The sequence below is a fragment of the Pacificibacter maritimus genome (assembly GCF_003814915.1).
In the GTDB taxonomy this organism is placed as follows: Bacteria; Pseudomonadota; Alphaproteobacteria; order Rhodobacterales; family Rhodobacteraceae; genus Celeribacter; species Celeribacter maritimus.
The window spans coordinates 1-23,581 of record NZ_RKQK01000001.1 but is presented as its reverse complement, the minus strand read 5'-3'; the positions used below and the strand labels follow the sequence as shown (position 1 = coordinate 23,581).

16 protein-coding genes and 1 pseudogene are annotated in these 23,581 nt (G+C 52.7%); 7 read left to right on the top strand and 10 right to left on the bottom strand.

Annotation, left to right across the window (positions count from 1 at the left end):
* Positions 1 to 289: 289 nt before the first annotated feature.
* The gene (locus EDD53_RS00075; protein ID WP_123791176.1) at positions 290 to 910 is read right to left on the bottom strand and encodes a response regulator transcription factor; all 621 of its coding nucleotides are present in this window, start codon (positions 908 to 910) and stop codon (positions 290 to 292) included.
* A 221-nt stretch (positions 911 to 1,131) separates the two neighbouring features.
* On the opposite strand from EDD53_RS00075, the gene EDD53_RS00070 reads away from it, so the two are divergent.
* Positions 1,132 to 1,602: a putative pterin-binding protein gene (locus EDD53_RS00070; protein WP_123791175.1), complete on the top strand. Its 471-nt coding sequence runs from the start codon at positions 1,132 to 1,134 to the stop codon at positions 1,600 to 1,602.
* A 211-nt stretch (positions 1,603 to 1,813) separates the two neighbouring features.
* On the top strand, positions 1,814 to 4,141 hold the full coding sequence (locus tag EDD53_RS00065; RefSeq protein ID WP_170162645.1) for a hybrid sensor histidine kinase/response regulator: 2,328 nt from the start codon (positions 1,814 to 1,816) through the stop codon (positions 4,139 to 4,141).
* A 299-nt stretch (positions 4,142 to 4,440) separates the two neighbouring features.
* Here the strand turns inward: EDD53_RS00065 and EDD53_RS14930 are convergent, their stop codons facing one another.
* From EDD53_RS14930 to EDD53_RS00030, 8 genes are all read right to left on the bottom strand, one after another.
* The gene (locus tag EDD53_RS14930; RefSeq protein WP_246002112.1) at positions 4,441 to 4,728 is read right to left on the bottom strand and encodes an SRPBCC family protein; all 288 of its coding nucleotides are present in this window, start codon (positions 4,726 to 4,728) and stop codon (positions 4,441 to 4,443) included.
* A 9-nt stretch (positions 4,729 to 4,737) separates the two neighbouring features.
* Entirely contained in the window at positions 4,738 to 4,881 is a 144-nt protein-coding gene (locus EDD53_RS15015) for an SRPBCC domain-containing protein (protein ID WP_281277939.1), read from the bottom strand.
* A gap of 308 nt (positions 4,882 to 5,189) precedes the next feature.
* Positions 5,190 to 5,996 carry a crotonase/enoyl-CoA hydratase family protein gene (locus EDD53_RS00055; protein ID WP_123791173.1) on the bottom strand — a complete coding sequence of 269 codons (807 nt, stop codon included), beginning with the start codon at positions 5,994 to 5,996 and terminating at the stop codon, positions 5,190 to 5,192.
* Positions 5,993 to 6,850: a hydroxymethylglutaryl-CoA lyase gene (locus EDD53_RS00050; RefSeq protein WP_123791172.1), complete on the bottom strand. Its 858-nt coding sequence runs from the start codon at positions 6,848 to 6,850 to the stop codon at positions 5,993 to 5,995. Before EDD53_RS00050 ends, EDD53_RS00055 begins: the two co-directional genes overlap by 4 nt.
* The gene (locus EDD53_RS00045) at positions 6,843 to 8,846 is read right to left on the bottom strand and encodes an acetyl-CoA carboxylase biotin carboxylase subunit (RefSeq protein ID WP_123791171.1); all 2,004 of its coding nucleotides are present in this window, start codon (positions 8,844 to 8,846) and stop codon (positions 6,843 to 6,845) included. Before EDD53_RS00045 ends, EDD53_RS00050 begins: the two co-directional genes overlap by 8 nt.
* 10 nt (positions 8,847 to 8,856) lie before the next feature.
* Entirely contained in the window at positions 8,857 to 10,464 is a 1,608-nt protein-coding gene (locus tag EDD53_RS00040) for a carboxyl transferase domain-containing protein (RefSeq protein ID WP_123791170.1), read from the bottom strand.
* The gene (locus EDD53_RS00035; RefSeq protein ID WP_123791169.1) at positions 10,464 to 11,627 is read right to left on the bottom strand and encodes an isovaleryl-CoA dehydrogenase; all 1,164 of its coding nucleotides are present in this window, start codon (positions 11,625 to 11,627) and stop codon (positions 10,464 to 10,466) included. Before EDD53_RS00035 ends, EDD53_RS00040 begins: the two co-directional genes overlap by 1 nt.
* A gap of 12 nt (positions 11,628 to 11,639) precedes the next feature.
* Positions 11,640 to 15,083: an indolepyruvate ferredoxin oxidoreductase family protein gene (locus tag EDD53_RS00030; protein ID WP_123791168.1), complete on the bottom strand. Its 3,444-nt coding sequence runs from the start codon at positions 15,081 to 15,083 to the stop codon at positions 11,640 to 11,642.
* A 167-nt stretch (positions 15,084 to 15,250) separates the two neighbouring features.
* On the opposite strand from EDD53_RS00030, the gene EDD53_RS00025 reads away from it, so the two are divergent.
* Positions 15,251 to 15,712 carry an Lrp/AsnC family transcriptional regulator gene (locus EDD53_RS00025; RefSeq protein ID WP_123791167.1) on the top strand — a complete coding sequence of 154 codons (462 nt, stop codon included), beginning with the start codon at positions 15,251 to 15,253 and terminating at the stop codon, positions 15,710 to 15,712.
* A 647-nt stretch (positions 15,713 to 16,359) separates the two neighbouring features.
* Here the strand turns inward: EDD53_RS00025 and EDD53_RS15090 are convergent.
* Positions 16,360 to 16,491 (bottom strand): annotated as a pseudogene (locus EDD53_RS15090) (IS30 family transposase); the annotation flags it as partial.
* Positions 16,492 to 16,766: 275 nt separating this feature from the next.
* Between EDD53_RS15090 and EDD53_RS00020 the strand changes: the two are divergent.
* The 4 genes from EDD53_RS00020 to EDD53_RS00005 all read left to right on the top strand — a co-directional run bounded on the left by EDD53_RS00020 (position 16,767) and on the right by EDD53_RS00005 (position 22,309).
* Positions 16,767 to 18,212, top strand: coding sequence for a mannose-1-phosphate guanylyltransferase/mannose-6-phosphate isomerase (locus EDD53_RS00020; protein WP_123791166.1), 1,446 nt, complete (start codon positions 16,767 to 16,769; stop codon positions 18,210 to 18,212).
* Between the two features lie 292 nt (positions 18,213 to 18,504).
* Positions 18,505 to 19,671 carry a nucleotide sugar dehydrogenase gene (locus EDD53_RS00015; RefSeq protein WP_123791165.1) on the top strand — a complete coding sequence of 389 codons (1,167 nt, stop codon included), beginning with the start codon at positions 18,505 to 18,507 and terminating at the stop codon, positions 19,669 to 19,671.
* Between the two features lie 16 nt (positions 19,672 to 19,687).
* Positions 19,688 to 20,698, top strand: coding sequence for a GDP-mannose 4,6-dehydratase (locus tag EDD53_RS00010; RefSeq protein ID WP_123791164.1), 1,011 nt, complete (start codon positions 19,688 to 19,690; stop codon positions 20,696 to 20,698).
* Positions 20,699 to 20,923: 225 nt separating this feature from the next.
* Positions 20,924 to 22,309, top strand: coding sequence for a phosphomannomutase (locus EDD53_RS00005; RefSeq protein WP_123791163.1), 1,386 nt, complete (start codon positions 20,924 to 20,926; stop codon positions 22,307 to 22,309).
* The last annotated feature ends 1,272 nt before the right edge of the window (positions 22,310 to 23,581 follow it).

Below are 23,581 nucleotides of genomic sequence, written 5' to 3'. Positions count from 1 at the left end.
TTGCATGTGTGTGAGAGACGGGATTGGCGCGATGTCTGGCAATCGCAACTGGATGACCATAATCAACGCCAAGCGCCCCTATACGCTGTTGAGCAGTGGAGCAGTGGAGCAAAACACATCACAACCACATGGGCTGAACGTCATAAACTGTGTTTCGGAAGGAGCTGTTAAGCGCCGATTCTTTTTCGTCTTTTCGATGGCATCGTCACGACGATCAAAAAACTGATAAGACAAAAAAACGCGCCATCCAAATGAGGCGCGTTCCTAGAAAATAAAGTCAGTAAATCGCTTAAACGAATCCCGCATCCCGCGCGATCATCGCGGCATCAGTTCGGTTTTTAGCATCCAGCTTTTGGGCAAGCGTTTTGACATGCAGCTTAATCGTAACCTCTTGTAGATCAAGGTCGCGGGCGATTTCCTTATTGGACTTTGCAGCCATGAGCCCTCGTAAAACTTGGCGTTCACGTTCTGACAAATCCTTTTCAAAATCGGTTTCTTCGGGGTCGTCCTTACCAGACATGAAACGGACTGGCGCGTAGACCTCTCCTGCGGCCATGAATTTCACCGCATTCACCAAAGATTTAGCCGGAAGCGTTTTGGGCAAAAATCCTGCTGCACCGGCTTCAAGTGCCTGTTCAGCAATCAAACGTGTGGCTGTTCCAGAAATCAAACCAACGGGTTTGCCTTCATTGGCCTTAATCGCCTTTGTCAGCCCCTCAAGCCCTTTCATACCTGGCATTGTAAAATCCAATAGCACCAGATCAAAAGGGCCATCGCTTTTGATCATCTCCAAAGCCTCACGCAGATCTTTTGCGGATACCGTTTGGCTTTCCCCGTCTGCATCTAGAAACATCGCAAGCGTTTCGCGGACAAGATCGTGATCGTCGGCAATTAAAATGCGTAGCGACATAAATATTCCTCTCAAGAACGGATACGAACGTATATTTCACTGCCCCTATGGAGCTAACCTTAGCATAACAGAACTTTGGCACCTTTAGTAAATATACAATTTAAACGTGTGAGAATATAAAACTATACGAAAGGATATAAGCCATGTGCTGATGAGCGATGGAAAAAGCCAAAGGCAACTGCAACTATCCCTTCAGTTTCGTATCGTCAGGAGAAAACAATATGTCTTTTTTGAAATCTATTCTAATGGTCAGCGCCCTTTGCTTGCCTGTAACAGCATTTGCCCAAGAGGTTGTGCTGACAGTCAATCAAGGCGAAGAAAGCGTTGCACTGACCATGGAAGACCTCAAATCCATGCCGTTTGACGAATTTGCAACCACAACACAGTGGACGCAAGGCGGCATGCAAGTGTTCAAGGGGGTCTCATTAAAAGATTTCGTGGCGCGTTTCGACGTCACCGAGGGTACGATGCGTGCGACTGCAATCAATGACTATACGGTTGAAATCCCTGTGTCCGACGCAGTGGAAAATGGACCAATCATCGCATATGCTTTGAATGGCGAAGCCATGTCTGTACGCGAAAACGGCCCGCTTTGGGTCATTTACCCATTTGATCAGAATGAAGAATATCAATCTGAGATTTATTATAGCCGTTCAATTTGGCAACTCGACCGTGTTACCTTTGCTGAATGAACTGGCCTAATTGAAAATGCGTAGCAAGAGCAAAAATCGGTTTGAAAACCCGTGGTTTCAAAGAGTGTGGCTACTGAGTATCCTGCTGGCGTTCGCGTTCATAGCTTTGCTATCATTTTCTTTTTGGGAACGATTAGAAGAGCTGAACACAGCGCGTAACGACCAACGGGGTTGGGCCTATTCCCAACTTGAAGTCGAATATCTCAAGCTTATGAACCTTCAGCACAGCCTTGAAAACAATGAGTCACAAGATCTCAATGCGTTCCGCAAACAGTTCAACGTATTTTACAGCCGAACCAAACTGGCGCAAACGCTTCACCTCAATGCGCAAGATGATGCGACAGATATCGATACTTTGCTAGCAAAGCTCGACAACACACTTGATCTGATCGACAGCAACGATGCGTCCCTGCGCGCGCAATGGACTCAGATATCTGGCCTCATGGCGGATATCGCTCCATTGCCGCGCCGTATCGCGATCGATTCTATTAAAATTCATGCAGAGCGCGCCGAACAACAACGCAGCGAAATTACATTATATGTATCATGGCTCTTTTACCTGCTGATCGCCATCACATTGACCCTATTGCTCACTATTTTTGTTCTCTCAAAGCAATCCAAACACCTGCGCCAATCACGTGCCAGCGCATTGGCTGAAAAAGCCAGATTAGACACAATGCTTCGAGCCTCTGGTGATGCTGTTCTGCTGATAAATGACCGCGGCGTGATCCTTGATATAAACGAGGCTGCACAAGAGCTATTCGCCGCAAGTTCGGAAGAATTGATTTCCAACTCCTTTATCGAAAATCTAGTCCCTCGCCGAGATCAAGGTGAACTACTGAAAAATCTCAAAAAATTTCGCCAGACTGGAATGACCAGCATAGCTGACCGAGGAGAGAAAGAATTTACACTGCGGGCGCAAGATGGTCGGGAATTCCCCGCCGCTGTGCGCTCTGGGTTGGTCAAAGATGGCGACGACAATAAATTTGTGACCTATTTTCGTGATATCACGAACCAAAAAGCCTATGAGGCTGAAATCCTTGAGATGCGGGATCAGGCACTTAAGAATTCAAAAGAAAAATCTCGTTTCTTCGCCATCATGAGCCACGAAATGCGCACACCTTTGAATGGTGTGATCGCAGCGCTGGATTTGCTGGGCACGACTGAGATGTCTCAAGAACAAGAGAAATACTTAGAGGCCGCGACAAAATCAGGCGATGTGCTTATGGAACACATCAACGATGTTCTGATGATTGAGAGATTGGATGCAGACGAGACGCTTTCGCTAGAGCCGCTCATTTTTACCGACTTGATCAGTTCAATCGCGGAGTCTCTAAAGCCTTTTGCTGACAGCGAAGATGTTTTGCTGAACACCCACCTTGCAGATGAAACCAAGGCGCCAATTCTGTCTGATCCACGCGCACTTAGGGAAATTTTCGGCAACCTTCTCAGCAATGGCATCAAATTTTCGCCCAAAGGATCGGTCACATTAACGACACAGATAGAAGAAACACACGATGACCTGCATCACCTGATCGTTAAAGTGACTGACAGCGGCATCGGCATTTCAAACGACGATATTGACCGTATTTTCGACGACTTTGTCTCTCTTGGAGACCGTTACGAAAAACGTAAAAGTGGCACGGGGCTTGGTCTTGGCATCGTAAAGCGACAAGTCGAGCGCTTAGGAGGTGACATCCAATGTATGTCTCAAATCGGTATCGGATCTACTTTTGTTGTCACACTGCCGTTCACACCATGCGAAGAAAACGCATTTCAACAGATAAATAACGCGCCTGAGACGTCGACCCGCACTGCGCCTATGCGCCTTTTGGTGGTGGACGATAATGCCGTTAATCGTGAACTGATCGAAGCCATGCTCACCAAAATGGGCCACGAAGTGGCGCTGGCAGAAACAGGTCAAGAGGCCGTAAATATTTGTGAAATACAGGGCTACGATGCCATTTTGATGGACATTTCCATGCCTGGCATCAGCGGCGTCGAGGCCACCAAATTGATCAAGGCCGGAAACGGTCCCAACAAAAACACAGCAATTTTTGCCGTTACCGCAAATGTCATGGCTGAGGACAAATTGGCGTTCGAAAACGTCGGCATATTGGCCACGATTGAAAAGCCCGTTAGACGTGCGACGATTGCCGCCGCGCTCAATGGTGTAAACCTTCAGACTGCGGCCAGTTCACCCGCCTCAAAGCATATTGATACGCAACAACTTCAAGAATTGCGGGACATCCTTGGCCCTGCAAAAATGCAGAGCCGTCTAGATGCGTTTGTGACGCAAATCGAGGCAGATATAGCACTCTTACTCACGACGCATGACGCCAAAGATATCAAAACAATTTCACATTCAATAGCAGGTGCAAGCGGCATGATTGGCGCAATCTATCTACACAGCCTGTGTAAAAATCTGGAAATAGCCTCTGAAAAAGACGACAGATCAGTGATGGAAAACACTCTCAATGACCTACAGCCAGCTCTGAGCGCATACAAAGCTGCCCGCGCGGCATATGAAAAAGAATAATTAATCTTTAGGGCCACCCCCATATCTGTGTTGGACCCTCGCTCCCCCCGACCGCGCCAAGGCTTTGGCGCGTTCCAGTTGTCTGTCGCATATTCTACTCCTCAGCCCAATAAGGCATTGAATAGCCCCTAGATTTGTAGACGCCTTTGACCGGCAGTTAACCGTTAGCTGCAGCGCAGCGTGATGGCATTAAATCAACGTCAGCAATGGGCCGTTCGCGTCAATCAATGTTTCGGGCGGGGAATTGGACTTTCGCTACGACCTACACCAAGGGCTGCTTCGCGGAAAAAAGTTACCGTTCATGTCGCGCTTTGAATGTCCGACTGCAAAATTTGATCAGGGAGTTCCCCAGCATTTGGGCGTGGCGGGGGGCTTTCCTTTGCAACGAACGCTGCGAATTTATCCCAGGTTTGAGCCCCGTATTCGACGGCACCAAATCCAACGACGATAGCGCGACGTTCAGCCGAGGGGTGCATCTGACGCAGAGTGACTGCCGTCTTGCCATTGTTCTGCTGGTCGAAAGTCACCAGCATGCGAAAAGCGTCAGCATCGTTTTCTACATCACTCCCATGGATGAACTCTATCATGCTGGATGGCTAGATCCGCAGAAACTCCATGCGATTTGGGAAGGCAGTCCCATCCAGTGCTGCCCTCATGTCGAATCGCCAACCCCCACCAACGCGGATATCGATCTCATGGGTGTGCGTTTCAAAGCCGCTCGGTCCGAACCACTGAACAATTTATGCGGTATCGATCCAAGCGCGAAATGCAGTCTCGCAATCCGCATCGACCACGCGGGCCATCACCACTTCCCTTTCCAATTGTACTGCGGTCCACGGCGAGGCGATTTAATGCTTTTTCTCAGTCATTGGGCTTCTAGATCTTCATGTTTTAAGGCTGTGCCTCGTAGCGATCCATGCGGTGCTCCCATTGCTGCACATTTGCAGACTTTCACATTCGATTGTACACCAGTTGCTTAGCACCATCGACGATGACCCTGCTTCAGACGGATCATTTGTCCATGACATGATCGTCATTGATTGTGGCTTCAACCGTTCGTGCGGTCATTGTACTTTTGCCATGGGGCTGGAGTCTTTGCAAAGAAGGCATCGATACCGTATGTTGCCTCCGCGCCTTCCCAAATGTCGGCCAATTGACGAATGGTGTCATCAATCACATCTGCATCGATGCGCGGGCCAAGTGTGCGGACCAAGGCTTTCGCGGCCCCAACTGCGCCCGGCGCCACAGACAGGTAGGGCGCGACTTCGGCCTCGACAGCGGCGTCCAAATCGTCAGACGGCACAGCACGCGCGACCACGCCCAGCGCGGCAGCTTCGGCGGCGGAAAAAATACGCGCAGACATGAATACACGGCGTGCATTGCCTTCGCCCAAACGGGCGACAACATAGGGCCCGATGGTCGCAGGGATGATCCCAAGACGCGTTTCAGTAAGGCCGAATTTTGCAGCCTCATCGGCAATCGCCACATCACAAACGCAAGCCATGCCCACACCACCGCCAAAGGCGCCGCCATGGATGCGGCCGATCAAAGGCGTCGGCATGGTGTTAAGGGCGTTCAGCATTTCGGCCAGCTTGCGGGCTTCGTGCATACGGGTTGCACGGTCTGCATTGATCTGCGCCTTCATCCAGCCCAAATCACCACCGGCGCAAAAGACTTTGCCAGCACCAGACAAGACAATCGCACGGGTATCCCGCGCAGCGCCCAGTGTTTGCGCCATGTCCGTCAATTCCGCGATCATCTCAGGCGCCAAAGCATTGCGTTTGTCTGGCAGATTGAGCGTTACATAGGCGACACCACGGTCGTCTTGATGGATGTCCAATGTCTCATATGTCATGCTGTTTCCTTCAAACTCAGCGCAAACGCGGCGGCTTTGGCCAATGCGACTTGATCGATTCCTGTGGCATATCCTTGGGCCTCTAGCATTGCGACAACGCTTTCGGTGGCGACATTGCCTTGCGCGCCAGGCGCATAGGGACAGCCCCCAAGACCACCCACAGCGGCATCAAACACCCGCAGGCCTTTGTCCAAACTCACCTTGATATTGTCGAGCGCGCGCCCGCCCGTGTCGTGATAGTGCCCCGCCAAAAGCTCTGGGGCAACCTCGGCCAAGACAGCATCCAACATCCGCGAAATGCCGCTCGGTGTGGCCGTGCCGATGGTGTCGGCAAGGCTGACTTCGTAGCAGCCCATATCAAGCATCGCCTTGGTCACACGCAAGACGTTTTCGGGCGGAGTAGCCCCATCATAAGGGCATTCCACCGTGCAAGACACATAGCCGCGCACAGGCAGGCCCGCCGCTTTGGCGGCCTCTAAAACTGGCGCGAAGCGTTCCAGACTTTCATCAATCGAGCAGTTGATATTGGCCTGACTGAAGCCCTCAGACGCAGAGCCGAAGATCGCGACCTCATTGGCCTTGGCGTCTTGCGCACCCGCGAGGCCACGCATGTTTGGGGTCAACGCCGCATAGGACACGCCGTCCGCACGGGTGATGCCCGCCAAGACGTCCGAGGCATCGGCCATTTGCGGCACCCATTTCGGGCTAACAAAGCTCGTCACCTCGATCTTGGAAAACCCGCAATCCGTGAGCATGTCCACCAGCTTGATCTTATCCGCAGTGGCGATCATCGCTTTTTCGTTTTGAAGCCCATCACGAGGCCCCATTTCGAACAGGGTCACATGATCAGTCATCTGCGGGCTCCAAAGCCAATAGCAGACTACCATCGGTGACTTGATCACCTGCGGCCACAGAAATTTCGGCAACCACACCATCGCGCGGCGCGGTCAGCGTGTGTTCCATTTTCATTGCTTCCAAAACCAGCAAAGCATCGCCTTTGGCAACATCGGCGCCGACCTGAGTGAGCACCGCTTGGACAAGACCCGGCATCGGGGCCACGATGGTATCGCCGCCCTCTTGTTCCGCGTCAGCGCCGGCCAAAGGATCGATCAGATCAAAGCTATAACTGCGCCCATCCGCAAAGACCGACACGCGCGCAGGCTCAATCAAAAGATCAGCCGTCGCAACGCGATCCGCCAGCTCGACCCGCACAGCAGTGCCGTCCAGCGCCGTCACACCGAGGCGCACAGTTTCGCCGTCATACGTGACCGAAAACTGACCTTTGCCATGCTGCGTGACCTGAGCGTCAATGCGCGTGTCGGCGTAGGTCAAAGAGACAAATTGCGTCGCATCGTCCCACTGACGCCAGCCAGAAAGGCGCTCAAACGGGTCGTTGCCTGAGACAGGCGCCACAAGATTGAGCGCGCCCAAAGCGGCAAGAGCCAGAACATTTGCACTCGGCGACGCAGTGGCGACAAGCGCGTCCAAATCGCGGCCAATAAGCCCCGTATCGACCTCGCCTTTGCCGAAACCGTCGTGGCGTGACAAGGCCGTCAAGAATTCAAGATTGGTGACAGAGCCTGCGACCTGACAGTTTTCCAAAGCGGAGGTCAGCATATTAAGAGCCGCCTTACGGGTCGGACCATGCACGATGACTTTGGCAATCATCGGGTCGTACCAGGGGCTGATGGTATCGCCTTGGCGCACGCCGGAATCGATCCGTACGGCGCCTTCAGAAAACTCTGATCCCTCAGGGAAACGCAGGTGATCGAGCGTGCCGGTGGCGGGCAAAAAGCCCTTGGGCACGTCTTCGGCGTAGACACGTGCTTCAAACGACCAGCCGTTGATGGACAGGTCTTCTTGACGCACAGGCAGCGGCTCTCCCGCGGCCACACGCAGTTGCAATTCGACCAGATCAAGACCTGTGATGGCCTCGGTCACGGGGTGTTCTACTTGCAAACGGGTGTTCATTTCCATGAACCAAAAGCCGTCCTCACGCAGCGCGCCTGAGCCATCGACGATAAACTCGACCGTGCCTGCCCCAGAATAGGAAATCGCTTTCGCCGCCTCGACCGCCGCCTTGCCCATAGCCGCGCGCACGGTGTCGGGCATGTCGGGCGCTGGCGCTTCTTCGATCACCTTTTGGTGGCGGCGCTGCAAAGAACAGTCGCGTTCGAACAGGTGGATGGCATTGCCATGACCATCACCGAACACTTGAATTTCGATGTGGCGTGGCTGCAAAATGTACTTTTCGATCAAACAAGACGGATCGCCAAAGCTGGCTTGGCCTTCGCGCTGCGCGCCTTCCAAGGCGGCTTTAAAATCGCCGGGATCTTCGACCAAACGCATGCCTTTGCCGCCCCCGCCCGCACGGGCTTTGATCAACACAGGATAGCCGATTTCATCGGCCTGCGCGGCCAAAAAGTCTGCGTCCTGTTCACCGCCATGGTAACCGGGCACAACGGGCACGCCCGCTTTGACCATCAAATCCTTGGCCGCGTCTTTGAGGCCCATGGCTTTGATCGCGGATGCAGGGGGGCCGACAAACACAAGACCGGCCGCCTCAACCGCTTCCACGAAGTCAGGGTTCTCGGACAAAAATCCATAGCCCGGATGGATCGCTTGCGCGCCTGTTTTCAGGGCAGCTTCAATGATTTTGTCGCCCAAAAGATAGCTTTGCGCCACAGCCGCTGGGCCAATGTGAACGGCCTCATCGGCGCATTGCACATGTTTGGCATGAGCATCCGCATCCGAGTAGACCGCGACAGTTTTCACGCCAAGCCTGCGGGCCGTCGCCATAACACGACAAGCAATTTCACCGCGATTGGCAATCAGTATTTTCTTAAACATGGTCTTCCCCTCACATGCGGAACACGCCAAAGCGTGTGTCTTCGATCGGCGCGTTCAATGCGGCGGATAGCGACAGGGCCAGCACCTCACGTGATTTGCGTGGATCGACAATGCCATCGTCCCAAAGGCGGGCCGAGGCGTAGAGTGGATGAGATTGACGTTCGAACATATCGATGGTCGGCTGCTTGAACGCGGCTTCGTCCTCAGTGGACCAGCTTTGGCCTGCGCGTTCCAATTGGTCGCGTTTCACAGTGGCCAAAACGCCCGCTGCCTGTTCCCCGCCCATAACACTGATCCGAGAATTCGGCCAGCTCCACAAGAAGCGCGGCGAGAAAGCGCGTCCACACATGCCGTAGTTGCCAGCCCCGAACGAGCCGCCCACAAGCATGGTGATTTTCGGCACTTTCGTGGTGGCTACTGCTGTCACAAGTTTCGCGCCGTCTTTGGCGATGCCGCCAGATTCATAGCGCTGACCGACCATAAAGCCGGTGATATTTTGCAAGAACACCAGCGGGATTTTGCGCTGCGAACACAGTTCCACGAAATGCGCGCCTTTGACGGAGCTTTCCGAAAACAGCACGCCATTGTTGGCGATGATGCCCACAGGCATGCCCATAACATGGGCAAATCCGCAGACCAAAGTGGTGCCATAGCGGGCCTTGAATTCGTCGAACCGCGAGCCGTCGACGATACGCGCGATCACTTCGCGAATGTCATAAGGCGTGCGCAGATCTCCTGGCACCACGCCCAAAATCTCGTCTGGATCATATAGCGGGTCTTCGATGGGCGCGAGATCAAGCTGGTTGGGTTTGGTCATGTTCAGATTGCCAACGGCCTGACGCGCCAGCGCCAAGGCGTGCGCATCATCATCAGCCAAATAGTCAGCCACGCCAGACAGGCGCGTGTGCACATCGCCGCCGCCCAATTCTTCGGCTGTGACAACTTCGCCCGTGGCGGCTTTGACCAAGGGCGGCCCCGCCAAAAAGATAGTCCCTTGGTCGCGTACGATAATGGTCACATCCGACATGGCAGGCACATAGGCGCCACCAGCGGTACAAGACCCCATCACCACCGCGATTTGCGGGATGCCCATGGCGGACATATTGGCTTGGTTGTAGAAAATGCGACCAAAGTGATCACGGTCTGGAAAGACCTCGTCTTGGTTGGGCAGGTTCGCGCCGCCTGAATCCACGAGATAGATACAAGGCAGTCGGTTTTGCATCGCAATTTCTTGCGCGCGCAGGTGTTTTTTCACCGTCGCTGGAAAATAGGTGCCGCCTTTGACAGTGGCATCGTTGCACACGATCATTACGTCACGGCCAGAAACGCGGCCGATCCCCGCCACAGCGCCCCCCGCAGGAGAGGCTCCGTCATACATGCCGAATGCGGCAAACATACCGATTTCCATAAAGGGCGAACCGGGATCCAGCAGACGTGCCACACGGTCGCGGGGCAAAATTTTGCCTCGGCTTAAATGACGGTCCCGCGCCTTTTCACCACCGCCTGCGATGGCTTTTGCTGCGGCCTCTTGCACAGGGGCCATCGCGGCCTCATGGGCTGCGACATTGGCTTTGAAACTGTCTGATCTGGGGGAAATGGATGATTTGATAACAGCCATTAGGTCATTGCTCCCATCAACTCGCGCCCAATCAACATACGGCGAATTTCAGAGGTACCAGCACCGATTTCCATCAGCTTGGCATCGCGGAAGATACGGCTCACAGGGGTCTCATTCATGAACCCTGCCCCACCCATTGCCTGTACGGCTTGGTGCGCCACGACCATGGCTTCTTCGCTGGCGTAAAGCACACAGGCGGCCGCGTCTTGGCGGGTGACTTCGCCGCGATCACAGGCTTTGGCCACTTCATACACGTAAGCGCGGGCTGAGTTGAGCTTGGTGTACATGTCGGCGATTTTGCCTTGCATCAATTGGAAGTTGCCAATCGGCTGACCGAACTGTTTGCGCTCTGCCATATAGGGCATGATTTCGTCCAAACAAGCGGCCATGATGCCCGTGCCGATGCCAGACAAAACAACGCGTTCATAGTCAAGACCGGACATCAAAACGCGCACGCCTTTGCCCTCTTGGCCAAGGATGTTTTCAAACGGCACCTTCACGTCTTCAAAGATCAACTCAACCGTGTTGGACCCGCGCATCCCAAGCTTGTCGAAGTGCTTAGACTGGGTGAAACCCGCCATAGATTTCTCGATCAAAAAGGCTGTGACACCTTTCGATCCTGCCTCAGGATCAGTTTTGGCGTAGACCACCAAAGTTTCGGCCTCGCCACCATTGGTGATCCAGAATTTGTTGCCATTGAGAACAAAGTGATCGTCCTTTTTCTCGGCTTTCAATTTCATGTTCACAACGTCAGAGCCCGCGCCCACTTCGGACATGGCCAAGGCACCGACATGTTCGCCAGAGATCAGTTTAGGCAGGTATTTTTGCTTTTGTTCTTCTGTGCCGTTCAGTTTGATCTGATTGACACACAAGTTGGAATGCGCGCCGTAGGACAAAGAAATGGACGCAGAGGCCCGCGCGATTTCTTCCACCGCGATCACATGCGCCAAATAGCCCATGCCTGCGCCTCCGTAAGCTTCAGGTACCGTAACACCCAACAACCCAAGCGCGCCCAGCTCCTCCCAGAGCTCGGCTGGAAACTCGTTTTCCTCGTCCGTTTTGGCGGCCAATGGTTTGACGCGATCTTGCGCCCAACGGTGTACCATCTCGCGCAGCGCGTTAACGTCTTCACCCAAATCAAATGTCATTGATGCATTGAACATAGTCTTTCCTCCTCAGGCCGCAGCACGCGTTGCGCCATTCCCATTTTTGATCGTTTCACGAAGGGCATCGCGTTGTACCAATGCCTCGTTATATGCTTTTTCTTTAACCGGACCATAGCCTCGGATGTCTTGCGGCAACGCCAGAAGACGCGAAATCTGTGGATCGACATCTTTGCCGGCCATGGATTCTGCCAGATCAAGATCCGCCTCCATCAGAGCAATCAAATCCCGTTCGATCTTGCGATCAGCGCCGTAACCAAAGGGGTCCGCCCAAGTGCCTCGCAGCGCTTTAAACCGCGCCAGAACGCCAAACACAGGCAAAATCCACGGGCCGAATTCGCGTTTTTTCGGACGCCCTGTTGAATCCTCACCCGGCAACATTGGAGGCGCAAGATTGAAGGCGATTTTGTAATCCCCTTCAAAGGTCTTTTCCATGTTATCGCGGAAAGACGGATCGGCATACAGGCGCGCAACCTCGTATTCGTCTTTATAGGCCAAGACCGCCGCATAAGAGATCGCCGCTTGACGCAGTGTGTCTGCATCGACGGATTTAGCCAAGCGCGCCAGACGTGTTGTGTAACGTTTGGCAAGGCGCGCATTTTGATATTTCGTCAAATGCGCGCTGCGGTGGGCGATGAGCTCATCTGTCGACAACTGATTTTGCGGACGCGCTGCGACTTGCGCAGGACCTGCCGCGGATGTCACAGCCTCAGGATCATGCGCCAGCAAACGCCCCCAATTGAAGGCCGCGATATTGGCTTTAACAGCAACGCCGTTCAGCGTCACAGCTTGCTCAATCGCGTCGCGTCCAATTGGCACCAAGCCCTGCTGCCAAGCGTAGCCGAGCATCATCATATTGGCGCTGATAGCGTCGCCCGTTAGCTGCGTGGCCAAGTCCGTGAAGTTGATAAAGTGATCGCGATTGCGCACGTTTTTCTCGACCAGCGTTTCCACTTCGGTTTCGCGGAAATCAAAGTCACGCAAGCGCACAAAGTCAGACGTAGGCGTCACTTTGGCGTTCAAAATCGCCTGCGTGCGCTCAGGGTTACACAGCACAATGCTTTCTTTTGAGGCCGCAACAACAGAGTCAGCGCCCAGCAAAAGATCCGCACCACCTGCCGCGATACGCGGTGCGGCAACAGGGCGATCGGGGCGCGAAATGCGGATGTGGCTGAGCACCGCACCGCCTTTTTGCGCCAGTCCGGCCATGTCGAGGATCATCGGCACTTTGCCTTCGATATGCGCGGCCATGCCCAGCAAAGCCCCCACAGTCAAAACGCCTGTGCCGCCCACACCTGCGATGGACAGGTTCCATGCGCGGTCAATCTCGGGCAGTTGAGGCTCTGGCAAGCTGGCCGCATCCATGCCGCCCTTGGCCTTTTGTTTTTTCAACTGGCCGCCACGTACAGTGACGAAAGACGGACAGAAGCCCTTGGCACAAGAAAAGTCCTTGTTGCACATGGATTGATTGACGCGACGCTTGCGGCCCATTTCGGTTTCTTCGGGCTCAATCGCGATACAGTTTGATTTCTCTGAACAATCACCACAGCCTTCACAAACAGCAGGGTTGATCCACAAACGCATGTCAGGATCTTCCATTTTGCCGCGCTTGCGACGACGGCGTTTTTCGGCCGCGCAGGTCTGTTCGAACACGATCACAGTCGTGCCCGCCATCTCGCGCAACTCAAGCATCACAGCGTCGATATCATCGCGGTGACGGATTTCGGTTTTGGGGGCCAGATCGGCAGGTTTATAGACATCCGGTCTGTCGGACATCAAAACGATATGCGCCACACCTTCGTGATACATTTGATGCGTGATCTGTTGCGGCGTCAGCATCCCATCCACAGGTTGACCGCCCGTCATGGCGACCGCATCATTGTAGAGGATTTTGTAAGTGATATTGGCCTTGGCCGCCACGGATTGGCGCACAGCCAAATGGCCAGAGTGGAAATAGGTGCCATCGCCCAAGTTGACGAAACGGTGTTTTTCATCCGTAAAGCGCCCGATCGCTGACCACGGCACGCCCTCTGCGCCCATTTGGGTAAAGGTATCTGTGCGACGATCCATCCACTGCGCCATAAAGTGACAGCCAATGCCAGCCATCGCGGTGGAGCCTTCGGGCACGCGCGTTGACGTGTTATGCGGGCAACCGGCGCAGTAATGCGGCAAGCGAGTAACAGGCGGCACCACATCGCGGCCTTTGGCCTCAGCGGCTTTGATGATCTCAGCGCGCTTGCTGATATGTGCGCCCAAGCCCTCGGGCAGATCAAGGCGCAAGATACGCGCGGCCAAAGCTTCGGCGACACTGCCAACGGTCAAGCCTTTGGACAGGGGCAGCACAGCTCGGTCTTGTTCGTCGAACTTGCCAACGATCCGCGGACGCACATCTGCGCGCCAGTTGAACAGCTGCTGTTTGATTTGGTTCTCGATGATTTCGCGGCGCTCTTCGACGATCAGCACCTCTTCCAACCCTTCGGAAAACGCGCGGATGCCTTGCGGTTCAAGCGGCCAAGGCATGCGGACCTTATAGAGCCGCAGGCCGATGGCGCGCTGTTCGTCGGGGCCGATCCCAAGTTCCGCCAAAGCTTGACGCACGTCCTCATAGGCTTTGCCAGAGGCCACGATACCGAAGCGGGCGTTGTCGTCGGCGATGGTGGTGACATCAACGTTGTTGGCACGCGCAAAGGCGAGAGCCGCAAAGCCTTTGAACTCTTGCAGACGTTCATCTTGCACCAAAGGCGCATCAGGCCAGCGCAGGTTCAGCCCGCCTTGGGGCATCTCAAAATCTGTCGGCAATACGAATTGGCGTTGCTCTTGGGCAAGGTCGACCACAGTGGTGGTCTCGACCGTCTCGGAGATCACTTTGTATCCCACCCAACAGCCAGAAAAGCGCGACATCGCCACGCCCAAAAGACCCATTTCAATGAATTCATGCACAGAGGACGGGTAAAGCATCGGCATCAAAGCCGACATAAAAGCGTGGTCAGATTGGTGCGGAATGGACGACGATTTGCAGGTGTGGTCATCGCCTGCCAGCGCCAAAACGCCGCCGTGGCGTGAACTGCCAGCCGCGTTGCCGTGTTTTAAAACATCGCCAGAGCGATCAACGCCCGGACCTTTGCCGTACCACATGCCCAGAACGCCGTCCTTCTTGGCGCCATTGGACAGATGCAATTGCTGCGATCCCCAAACGGCTGTCGCCGCCAAGTCCTCGTTCAGGCCTGGCTGGAAAATCACATCCTGTTTTTCCAGATGCTTTTGGGCGCGGACCAGTTGTTGATCGTAGGCCCCCAAAGGCGAGCCGCGGTAGCCCGAAATAAAGGCCCCCGTGTTCAATCCTGCGGCGCGATCTCTGCGCATTTGCGTCATCGGGAGGCGCACCAGCGCCTGTGTCCCCGATAGAAAAACATGACCACTTCGGGCCGTGTACTTGTCGTCGAGCGTAATAGACATTGAACTCCTCCCGCACGGAGTTTCCCACACAACGCGCGCAACAATGTCACTAACGTTGATGTGTTTTTCATATGTTAGGTCACATAGTGCCAAATGATCGCGAAACAGGAATACAGTGTACCCTTTTTAGAAAGGTGATATGCTGACCTGTAAGGGAGACTCACAGAATGATCAAAATAGATGACGCGGATCGCAAGATCTTAAATTGCATTCAACAAGATCCAGACATCACCATGCGTGAGCTGGGTGATATTGTCGGTATGAGCCATTCACCCTGTTGGCGACGCCTACAACGGCTCAAAGATCTAGGCATTGTTGGCGACAAAACCTTTACGATTGATCCCGAAGCTGTCGGCTATGAAATTCGCGTTCTGTGTTTCGTGCGTATCGCCGAGCACAAGCGTGATCGGCTGCAAAAATTTGAAGATGCAGTACAAGCCGTGCCTGAAATCTTGCAATGCTATTCCTTGAGCGGTGATCACGACTACGTCCTGCAAGTCATCGCGCGCAGCGTGCGCGATTACGAGGAAACCGTGAAAAACGCGCTGGTGCAACTGCCCAACGTCCAGTCCATCAGCACGAGTTTTACTCTAAAAGCTGTCAAAGACAGCAGGCTTGTCCCAGTTTGATAAGGTCACAAACCACGACAGGTCTCGTTTCCGTCCCATGGTGAAAAAATCATTACACTATTCACATAGAGGGTGAACCTATTCTAAATAAAGGATTTCAACAGGGGATAACCCGACGAACACCAAATTCGTGTTGATGGCACGATAAGACGATACACCGCGCATCAACATCAATATTGTTCGGCCTGATTGGATATCAGAACTCTGCCGACGAACATTCATACGACGGATCGAAGATCGTAAAATCCTGTTGCCATGTGGTCGACTAACCCCAGTCAAAGGGTCCACGATAGTAATTTGGTTGCAGGAGGGCGCAACCGTCGTTCCCTACTTCGTATTGTGTGTGCGATTTAGGATGAGTCGAAACATTAAATAATTATATAAATACAATACATTATCGCACCTTTAGTGACACTCTAGCCGCTCGTTCTGAGTAAAGCATTTACGGCAGTGAATAGCCCAAGTTTTGACCACCTTTTCGACGGCCTCATTCGATGTTTGTGGCTTCATAGTCAGATCGCCCCCCCAATGCCCATAAACGGCACGCGCTTCGACGTCAGCAGGCCTTGATGCCATCAATGCTTTGTTGCCTCGGTCCGCTCTTATGGCCCTATGTATGACGGTATCTGCGTTTGCTTCTGAGATGATTGCAAATACGAGAAAGCAGGTGCTGGCGGTACGTCGATAACCCGCGCAACGTTAACCATCGGGGTTCCGCGTTTCCATTCACGCCAAATTACGGATTTCCTTTGTTCGACCATCGGTCTTGGTTTGGTCACCAATACAATCTTTCAAATTCAAAGTTCTACACTGTGTTGCAGTGACCGGATGAATCCATCCACCAAATAAAAATGCCCTAGCGGAATGGGATAACGGTAGAAACCCGAACGGATTGTCCATAGTGAGACGATATTGTTCGACATAAACCAAAACTAAACCGCGACAAGTCTGCATAAGGGACCATTCAGAGTTTGCCCAACAAATAGATATTCATGGTAAGTTACGATTAGGGTCTGTATATGGGGTAACGGATAACTAAGGGCTATACTAACTTATGATTACTCCTGTTATACTGTGTGGCGGCTCTGGCACGCGCCTTTGGCCTCTATCTCGCAAATCTTATCCAAAACAGTTTGTTCCTTTGGTTGGAGACGAAACTTTATTTCAGGCTTCAGCCAAACGGTTGAGCGGTACGACTGATGCTCTATCTTTTGCTGCCCCTGCTGTTTTGACCGGATCGGATTTTAGGTTCATCGTGACCGAGCAGTTGGCTGCCATCGGCATTGATCCAGGGGTTATTTTAATCGAGCCTGAAGGGCGCAATACAGCGCCCGCAATTCTTGCCGCCGCCTTGCATTTGATGGCGACGGATCCTGAAGCGATCATGATTGTTGCACCTTCGGATCATGTGGTGCCTGACACCGAAGCTTTTCATGCGGCCATCAGCAAGGGTCTTGCCGCTGTTGAGGCAGGTAAACTCGTGACCTTTGGCATCAAGCCAACGCATCCCGAAACGGCCTACGGATATTTGGAATTGGCGGCTCAACCAGATACGTCAGGTGCTGCGGTTGATCTCAAGCAGTTTGTTGAAAAGCCAGATACCGCGCGTGCCGCCGAAATGGTGGATGCAGGCACATTTATGTGGAACGCTGGAATTTTCTTGTTCAAGGCCAAAGACATTATTGCGGCTTTTGCGGCACACGCCCCCAGCCTTACAAAGCCTGTAACAGACGCTATTGATGCGGCGCAGATTGATCTTGGTTTCTTGCGCCTTGATCCGGATGCTTGGGCCCAAGCGGAAGATATTTCCATAGACTACGCCGTGATGGAACGTGCGGCCAATTTGGCTGTTGTACCCTTTGATGGCGGCTGGTCCGATCTGGGTGGTTGGGACGCGGTTTGGCGCGATCTTGGCCCCGATGCCGATGGGGTTGTGACCTCTGGCGATGCGACTGCAATTGAATGTGAAAACAGCCTTTTGCGCTCTGACAGCGAAAACCTAGAAATTGTCGGCATCGGCCTAAAGAACGTGATGGCTATCGCGATGAATGATGCGGTTCTTGTCGCTGATATGTCGCGCGCCCAAGACGTGAAAAAAGCTGTTGCAGCCCTTAAGGCCAAAGGATCTGCACAAGCAACGATGTTCCCGAAAGATCACCGTCCATGGGGGTGGTTTGAAAGTCTTGTTATCGGCGACCGCTTCCAAGTGAAGCGTATTCACGTGCATCCTGGCGCGGCATTGTCTCTACAAAGCCATTTTCACCGGTCAGAACATTGGATCGTGGTTGAAGGCACGGCACGCGTCACCGTCGATGATGAAATAAAACTCGTTACCGAAAACCAATCTGTCTATTTACCTCTAGGTTGCGTTCATCGTCTGGAAAACCCTGGAAAAGTGCCAATGGTTTTGATCGAAGTGCAAACAGGATCTTACGTCGGGGAGGATGATATTATTCGATATGAGGACATCTATTATCGCGGGCAAGGCCCCAAAGGGTAGACCTTTGGCCCTTACCGCCCCTTATTTCACCAACATTTACCAAAAACCGATACTGCATTCTAGCAAGCGCAGAGAGTCTAAATATTGAGCCGTTGCATGAAATTTTCGCAACAGGCGCGTTTTAAGGTTGGGCGGATGCCGCAGACTAGATATAGGGGTCTATAATACAATTGTTGGTCGAAACAGCCGTATATAGTCACTCACATTGCTCGTGTTGAAGACCTCTTGAGAATTAACACCATTCAGATCCGATTATATGGATTGGTGTCACCAAAGGATAAAGGAAACTTGCATGAAAATCGCTGTTGCAGGAATTGGCTATGTGGGCCTGTCGAATGCTGTTCTTTTGGCGCAGCACAATGATGTTGTTGCTGTCGATATTTCACCTGAGCGCGTTGAGATGCTCAATGCGCGCAAGAGTCCGATTGTAGATGCCGAGCTTGAACAGTTTTTGGCCGAAAAGGAATTGCGTCTAAGCGCGACTTTGGACGGGGCTGCGGCGTATAAAGACGCGGATTTCGTGATTGTCGCTGCGCCGACGAACTATGACGCCGACACCAATTACTTCGACACTTCTTTGGTGGAGCAAGTAATTCAAATGGTGATTTCGGTCAATGACACGGCGACGATCGTGGTGAAATCCACCGTGCCTGTTGGGTTTATCAATCGTATTCGTGAAGACTATGACACCACTCAAGTGATCTTTAGCCCTGAGTTTTTGCGCGAGGGCCGTGCGCTTTACGACAACCTGCACCCCAGCCGTATCATCGTCGGCGAGCAATCTGAGCGCGCAAAGGTCTTTGCGGATTTGCTGCTGCAGGGGGCGGTGAAAAAAGACGTCGATATTTTGTTTACGGACGCCGATGAAGCCGAGGCGATCAAGCTGTTCGCCAACACCTATCTGGCGATGCGTGTGGCGTTTTTCAACGAACTCGACAGCTACGCCATGGCGGGCGGCATGGACAGCAAACAGATCATCGAAGGCATCGGTTTGGATCCACGCATCGGCGACCATTACAACAATCCAAGCTTTGGCTACGGTGGCTATTGTCTGCCAAAAGACACCAAGCAATTGCTGGCGAACTACTCTGAAGTGCCGCAAAACTTGATCCGTGCCATCGTCGACGCCAACCGCACCCGCAAAGATTTTCTGTCCGATCAAATCATCGCCCGCAAACCGAAAATCGTGGGCGTCTACCGCTTGGTGATGAAAGCGGGCTCCGACAATTTCCGCCAATCATCAATCCAAGGCATCATGAAACGCGTCAAAGCCAAGGGCATCGAGGTCATCGTTTATGAACCGGTGATGACGGATCCCGATTTCTTTGGCTCGCGGGTTGTGAACGATCTGGAGGCATTTAAAGCCGAGGCCGATGTGATCGTCGCCAATCGCGTGACCGATGACATTTCAGACGTCACCAACAAAATCTTTACCCGCGACCTGTTTGGTGCGGACTGATCTAAGGACTTCTCAAATGCGTACAGCACTTGTCACGGGCTCAGCCGGCTTTATCGGCTCTTTCGTTTGTCGCCGCCTCCTAGACGATGGATTTCGCGTAATCGGTGTCGATTGCATGTCTGATTACTATGACGTGGCCCTAAAAGAGCGCCGCAATGCGCAGCTTTTGCAGTCCGAAAACTATCGCTTTGTTGAAGATAAGGTTGAGACGCCTGACCTCTTGATGTCGCTGTTTGCCGATGAAAAACCTGATGTCGTTGTGCATCTCGCAGCGCAAGCTGGCGTGCGCTATTCGATCGAGAACCCGCGATCCTATTTGGAAAGCAACATCATCGGCACGTTTGAATTGCTCGAGGCAGCGCGCGCCTACCCGCCCGCGCACATGTTGCTGGCGTCCACATCGTCTGCTTTTGGCGCCAACACCCAGATGCCTTACGCGGAAACCGACAAGGCTGATCACCAGATGTCGTTTTATGCAGCGACCAAGAAATCGACCGAAAACATGGCGCATTCCTACGCGCATTTGTTTGATCTGCCGATCACAATGTTCCGGTTCTTCACCGTTTACGGCCCATGGGGGCGGCCTGATATGGCGCTGTTCAAGTTCACCAAAGCCATTTTGGAAGACACCCCGATCGATGTCTACAATCACGGCGACATGAAGCGCGACTTCACCTATGTGGAAGACCTTGTCCATGCCATTCGCCTGTTGATCGACACCCCGCCTGTGCGCCCTGAAGATGGCGTTGTGGCGGATGGCGACAGCTTGTCGCCCGTTGCCCCGCATCGTGTGGTCAACATCGGCAACTCAGACGCCGTGCAATTGGTCGATTTTATCGAAGCCATCGAGGCCGCCACAGGCAAGACCGCCAAACGCAACCTAATGCCCATGCAAGCCGGCGATGTGCCCGCCACTTGGGCCAACGCAGACCTGCTGAAATCCTTGACAGGCTACACCCCTAAAACCGCCGTGCCAGAAGGCGTCGCAAAGTTCGTGGACTGGTATAAAGATTATTATCAAAGCTAAGTGCGCGCCCCATATCAACGTCATGAAGTGGTCCTGCTTTTTAGTACAGGTTTGCAGCCTTGCTACGAGATGCAGGCTGGCAGGGGTAAACGAGGTAATGCTTTCTAAGCACTAAAATGTTTCGCGTCCGAAACATTTTCTGAAATAACCGCGAAACGCCTACCGTGTCCTATCTGAATGAGGCTTGAGGTAGAGTTTCAATAACTGTGATGAAAAGATTTTAGTATGGCTCCTTCTTTTGGTACGAGCGGATTACGTGGGCTTGTCTCCGAATTAACACCTGAGCTTGTCGCAGATTATGTGCATGCCTTTCTGTCGACTTTAGACGCAGGCGAAACCCTGTATGTTGGGCGGGATCTGCGTCCCTCCTCGCCTGATATTTCTAAGGTTATCTGCCGCGTTGCTGAACATGCTGGGGTGGATGTCATCGATTGCGGCGCGCTTGGCACACCTGCGTTGGCACTCGCATCCATGGGGGCCAGTGCTGCAGCTATCATGGTCACGGGCAGCCATATTCCAGCAGACCGCAACGGACTGAAATTCTATTTACCGGATGGTGAAATTTCTAAAGCAGATGAGGCCGCGATTACTGCAGCCTATGATGCCCGTGAGCGTTTTGTTGGGGCAAGGGGCAGCTATACGAAAAACACCACAGCAGAACCCCGTTATATCTCGCGCTACATTGACGCTTTTGGCGCAGATGTTTTGGCTGACCTGCGCATTGGTATCTACCGCCATTCTTCGGTCGCACGTGATACGATGGAACATATTTTTACAGGCCTCGGGGCTGAAATCGTTCCCCTTGCCCATTCTGATATTTTCATTCCTGTTGATACAGAAGCTGTGGATGCGGATACACGTGCCAAACTGGCGGATTGGTGTCGGGACAATGGACTGGATGCCATTGCATCTACTGATGGTGATGCAGACCGTCCAATGCTAACCGATGCGACTGGCAAGGTGATTGCTGGCGATGTGCTAGGAGTGTTAACTGCGCAGGTGTTGAATGCAAAAGCAGTCGTTACGCCAGTGTCATCCAACGACATGGTGCGGCGTTTGCCTGATTTCGAAGCCGTGCAATTGACCGAGATCGGGTCGCCTTTTGTGATTGCGGGTATGGATCAATTGCGCACAGATCACCCTGATGTTGTCGGGTTCGAGGCCAATGGCGGTTTTCTTTTAGGGTTCGAGGCAATGATTAAAGGCTCTCTCAGCCCCCTGCCCACGCGCGATTGTATGTTGCCAATGATTGCTTCGTTGTACGCTGCGAAAACGTCGGGTCAAAGCCTTGCTGAATTGATTGCAGATTTGCCTGCATGCTTTACTGCGGCTGATCGTCTGCAAAATATTGATCGTGCGCAAGCCGCTGTATTCTTGTCGCGTTTGATCGAAGATGAACCTATACGTGCAGCTTTTTTTAAACCGTTTGGGGCGATTGCTTCAATCGATCTAACCGATGGGTTGCGGGCAGATTTTACCAATGGCGATGTGGTGCATCTGCGCCTCTCAGGCAACGCGCCAGAGTTTCGTATTTATGCGCAGTCCAATTCGGAAACGCGGGTGTGGGATATAGTCGCGCAGACCAAAAAACGGTGTGGCAATCTTAACTGATGCGCTGAATGGCTCAATTTTGTGGAGAACTGTCGTGTCGAAAAACTTTATCTATAATTCTGCATCACTGTTGAGGCATAAAAATTGTTGTAAAAAATCAACTTTTAAATAGCTGAAAAAATCCGGATTTTATCTGTCTGCTCTAAAACTTTAAAACCTTACATCTTCTTGTTTTGACTGAAGTGGTCCTGCTTTTTAGTACAGGTTTGCGGCTTTGCTTAGATGCATCGGGTTTATGCTCACGCCGCTTTTCGTGTTGCCCAATCCATGTTTGCCACCAGATACAGGAAGCCGTTTTTCACTGAAATGTAGGTAATGTCGCTGCACCAAACATGGTTGGGCCGCGTAATCAAAATCTTTCTCTATAAGTATGACCAGATCTTATGCTGCGGGTGCGTCTTGTTGGAGTTGGGCCCTTTGTAGATGGCCTGATCAAAGCCGACGGGCGTGTAATAGAGTGAGGAACGGCTGATATTGAGCAGCTTGCACTGACGCGTCAGGCTAAGGTCGGTGTTGTCCTTCCGGATCATCTCACGGCGTTCAGATGGGCTCATCGCCTTAGCCCTTGTGACAAAAATGATTTTCCACTGCAAGTTGGCCGATCTTGGCATGAAGATCTTTGATCTCACCGTCTTTGTTCTCAGCCTTCTTGACCTTGTCCGAGAAGACATTGGCCATGCTTTGCAATCGCCTGCCGTTTCCACGTGCTCACCCGCCTAGGATGAAGTTGGCGCTTCGCTTCGATCTTCTGCACCGTCTTATCACCGCGCAACGCTTCAAGCGCTACAGCAGCCTTAAACTTGTCTGACAAGTTCCGTTGCTTTCTCATTCCCGTATTCATTCAATCGTGTTGGATACACCTTACCACGCTGCCCAAATTTGCCGGACCTCTTCAAAACTGCCGTCCTAAAACTCTGCATAGAGACGTCCGGTCGCTGGACGCCAGCCAACCACCGAGCGGTAGCTGAACGATCGAAGTGAGAATTTACATCAGCTATTTCGCAGCTGAACATGTGTGATGTCGTTTTGCGCTTAAAGGTTGGCTGTGAGCTTGGCATCGCAGGTCATAAGGCTTGGCTATGTTATCTGGTGAATTGGCAGAGATTTTGGAGTTATCCCCCCCCAGAAACGAGAACACCCGCTGTTTTACGGGCGGGGTGTCGGTTACGTTTGTATTCGGGATTATGATTTGCCTGGACGCCCCCGAGTGCATGATTTTCATGCACGGGGCATTGCGTTAGCAATGTTCAGTAATCAAGAAGTTTTTATAGT

What these genes read in the sequence shown, in the direction of transcription:
- EDD53_RS00075 (WP_123791176.1), bottom strand. Translation starts at nt 910, where the DNA reads ATGTCGCTACGCATTTTAATTGCCGACGATCACGATCTTGTCCGCGAA.
- EDD53_RS00070 (WP_123791175.1), top strand. Translation starts at nt 1,132, where the DNA reads ATGTCTTTTTTGAAATCTATTCTAATGGTCAGCGCCCTTTGCTTGCCT.
- EDD53_RS00065 (WP_170162645.1), top strand. Translation starts at nt 1,814, where the DNA reads ATGAACCTTCAGCACAGCCTTGAAAACAATGAGTCACAAGATCTCAAT.
- EDD53_RS14930 (WP_246002112.1), bottom strand. Translation starts at nt 4,728, where the DNA reads ATGATAGAGTTCATCCATGGGAGTGATGTAGAAAACGATGCTGACGCT.
- EDD53_RS00055 (WP_123791173.1), bottom strand. Translation starts at nt 5,996, where the DNA reads ATGACATATGAGACATTGGACATCCATCAAGACGACCGTGGTGTCGCC.
- EDD53_RS00050 (WP_123791172.1), bottom strand. Translation starts at nt 6,850, where the DNA reads ATGACTGATCATGTGACCCTGTTCGAAATGGGGCCTCGTGATGGGCTT.
- EDD53_RS00045 (WP_123791171.1), bottom strand. Translation starts at nt 8,846, where the DNA reads ATGTTTAAGAAAATACTGATTGCCAATCGCGGTGAAATTGCTTGTCGT.
- EDD53_RS00040 (WP_123791170.1), bottom strand. Translation starts at nt 10,464, where the DNA reads ATGGCTGTTATCAAATCATCCATTTCCCCCAGATCAGACAGTTTCAAA.
- EDD53_RS00035 (WP_123791169.1), bottom strand. Translation starts at nt 11,627, where the DNA reads ATGTTCAATGCATCAATGACATTTGATTTGGGTGAAGACGTTAACGCG.
- EDD53_RS00030 (WP_123791168.1), bottom strand. Translation starts at nt 15,083, where the DNA reads ATGTCTATTACGCTCGACGACAAGTACACGGCCCGAAGTGGTCATGTT.
- EDD53_RS00025 (WP_123791167.1), top strand. Translation starts at nt 15,251, where the DNA reads ATGATCAAAATAGATGACGCGGATCGCAAGATCTTAAATTGCATTCAA.
- EDD53_RS00020 (WP_123791166.1), top strand. Translation starts at nt 16,767, where the DNA reads ATGATTACTCCTGTTATACTGTGTGGCGGCTCTGGCACGCGCCTTTGG.
- EDD53_RS00015 (WP_123791165.1), top strand. Translation starts at nt 18,505, where the DNA reads ATGAAAATCGCTGTTGCAGGAATTGGCTATGTGGGCCTGTCGAATGCT.
- EDD53_RS00010 (WP_123791164.1), top strand. Translation starts at nt 19,688, where the DNA reads ATGCGTACAGCACTTGTCACGGGCTCAGCCGGCTTTATCGGCTCTTTC.
- EDD53_RS00005 (WP_123791163.1), top strand. Translation starts at nt 20,924, where the DNA reads ATGGCTCCTTCTTTTGGTACGAGCGGATTACGTGGGCTTGTCTCCGAA.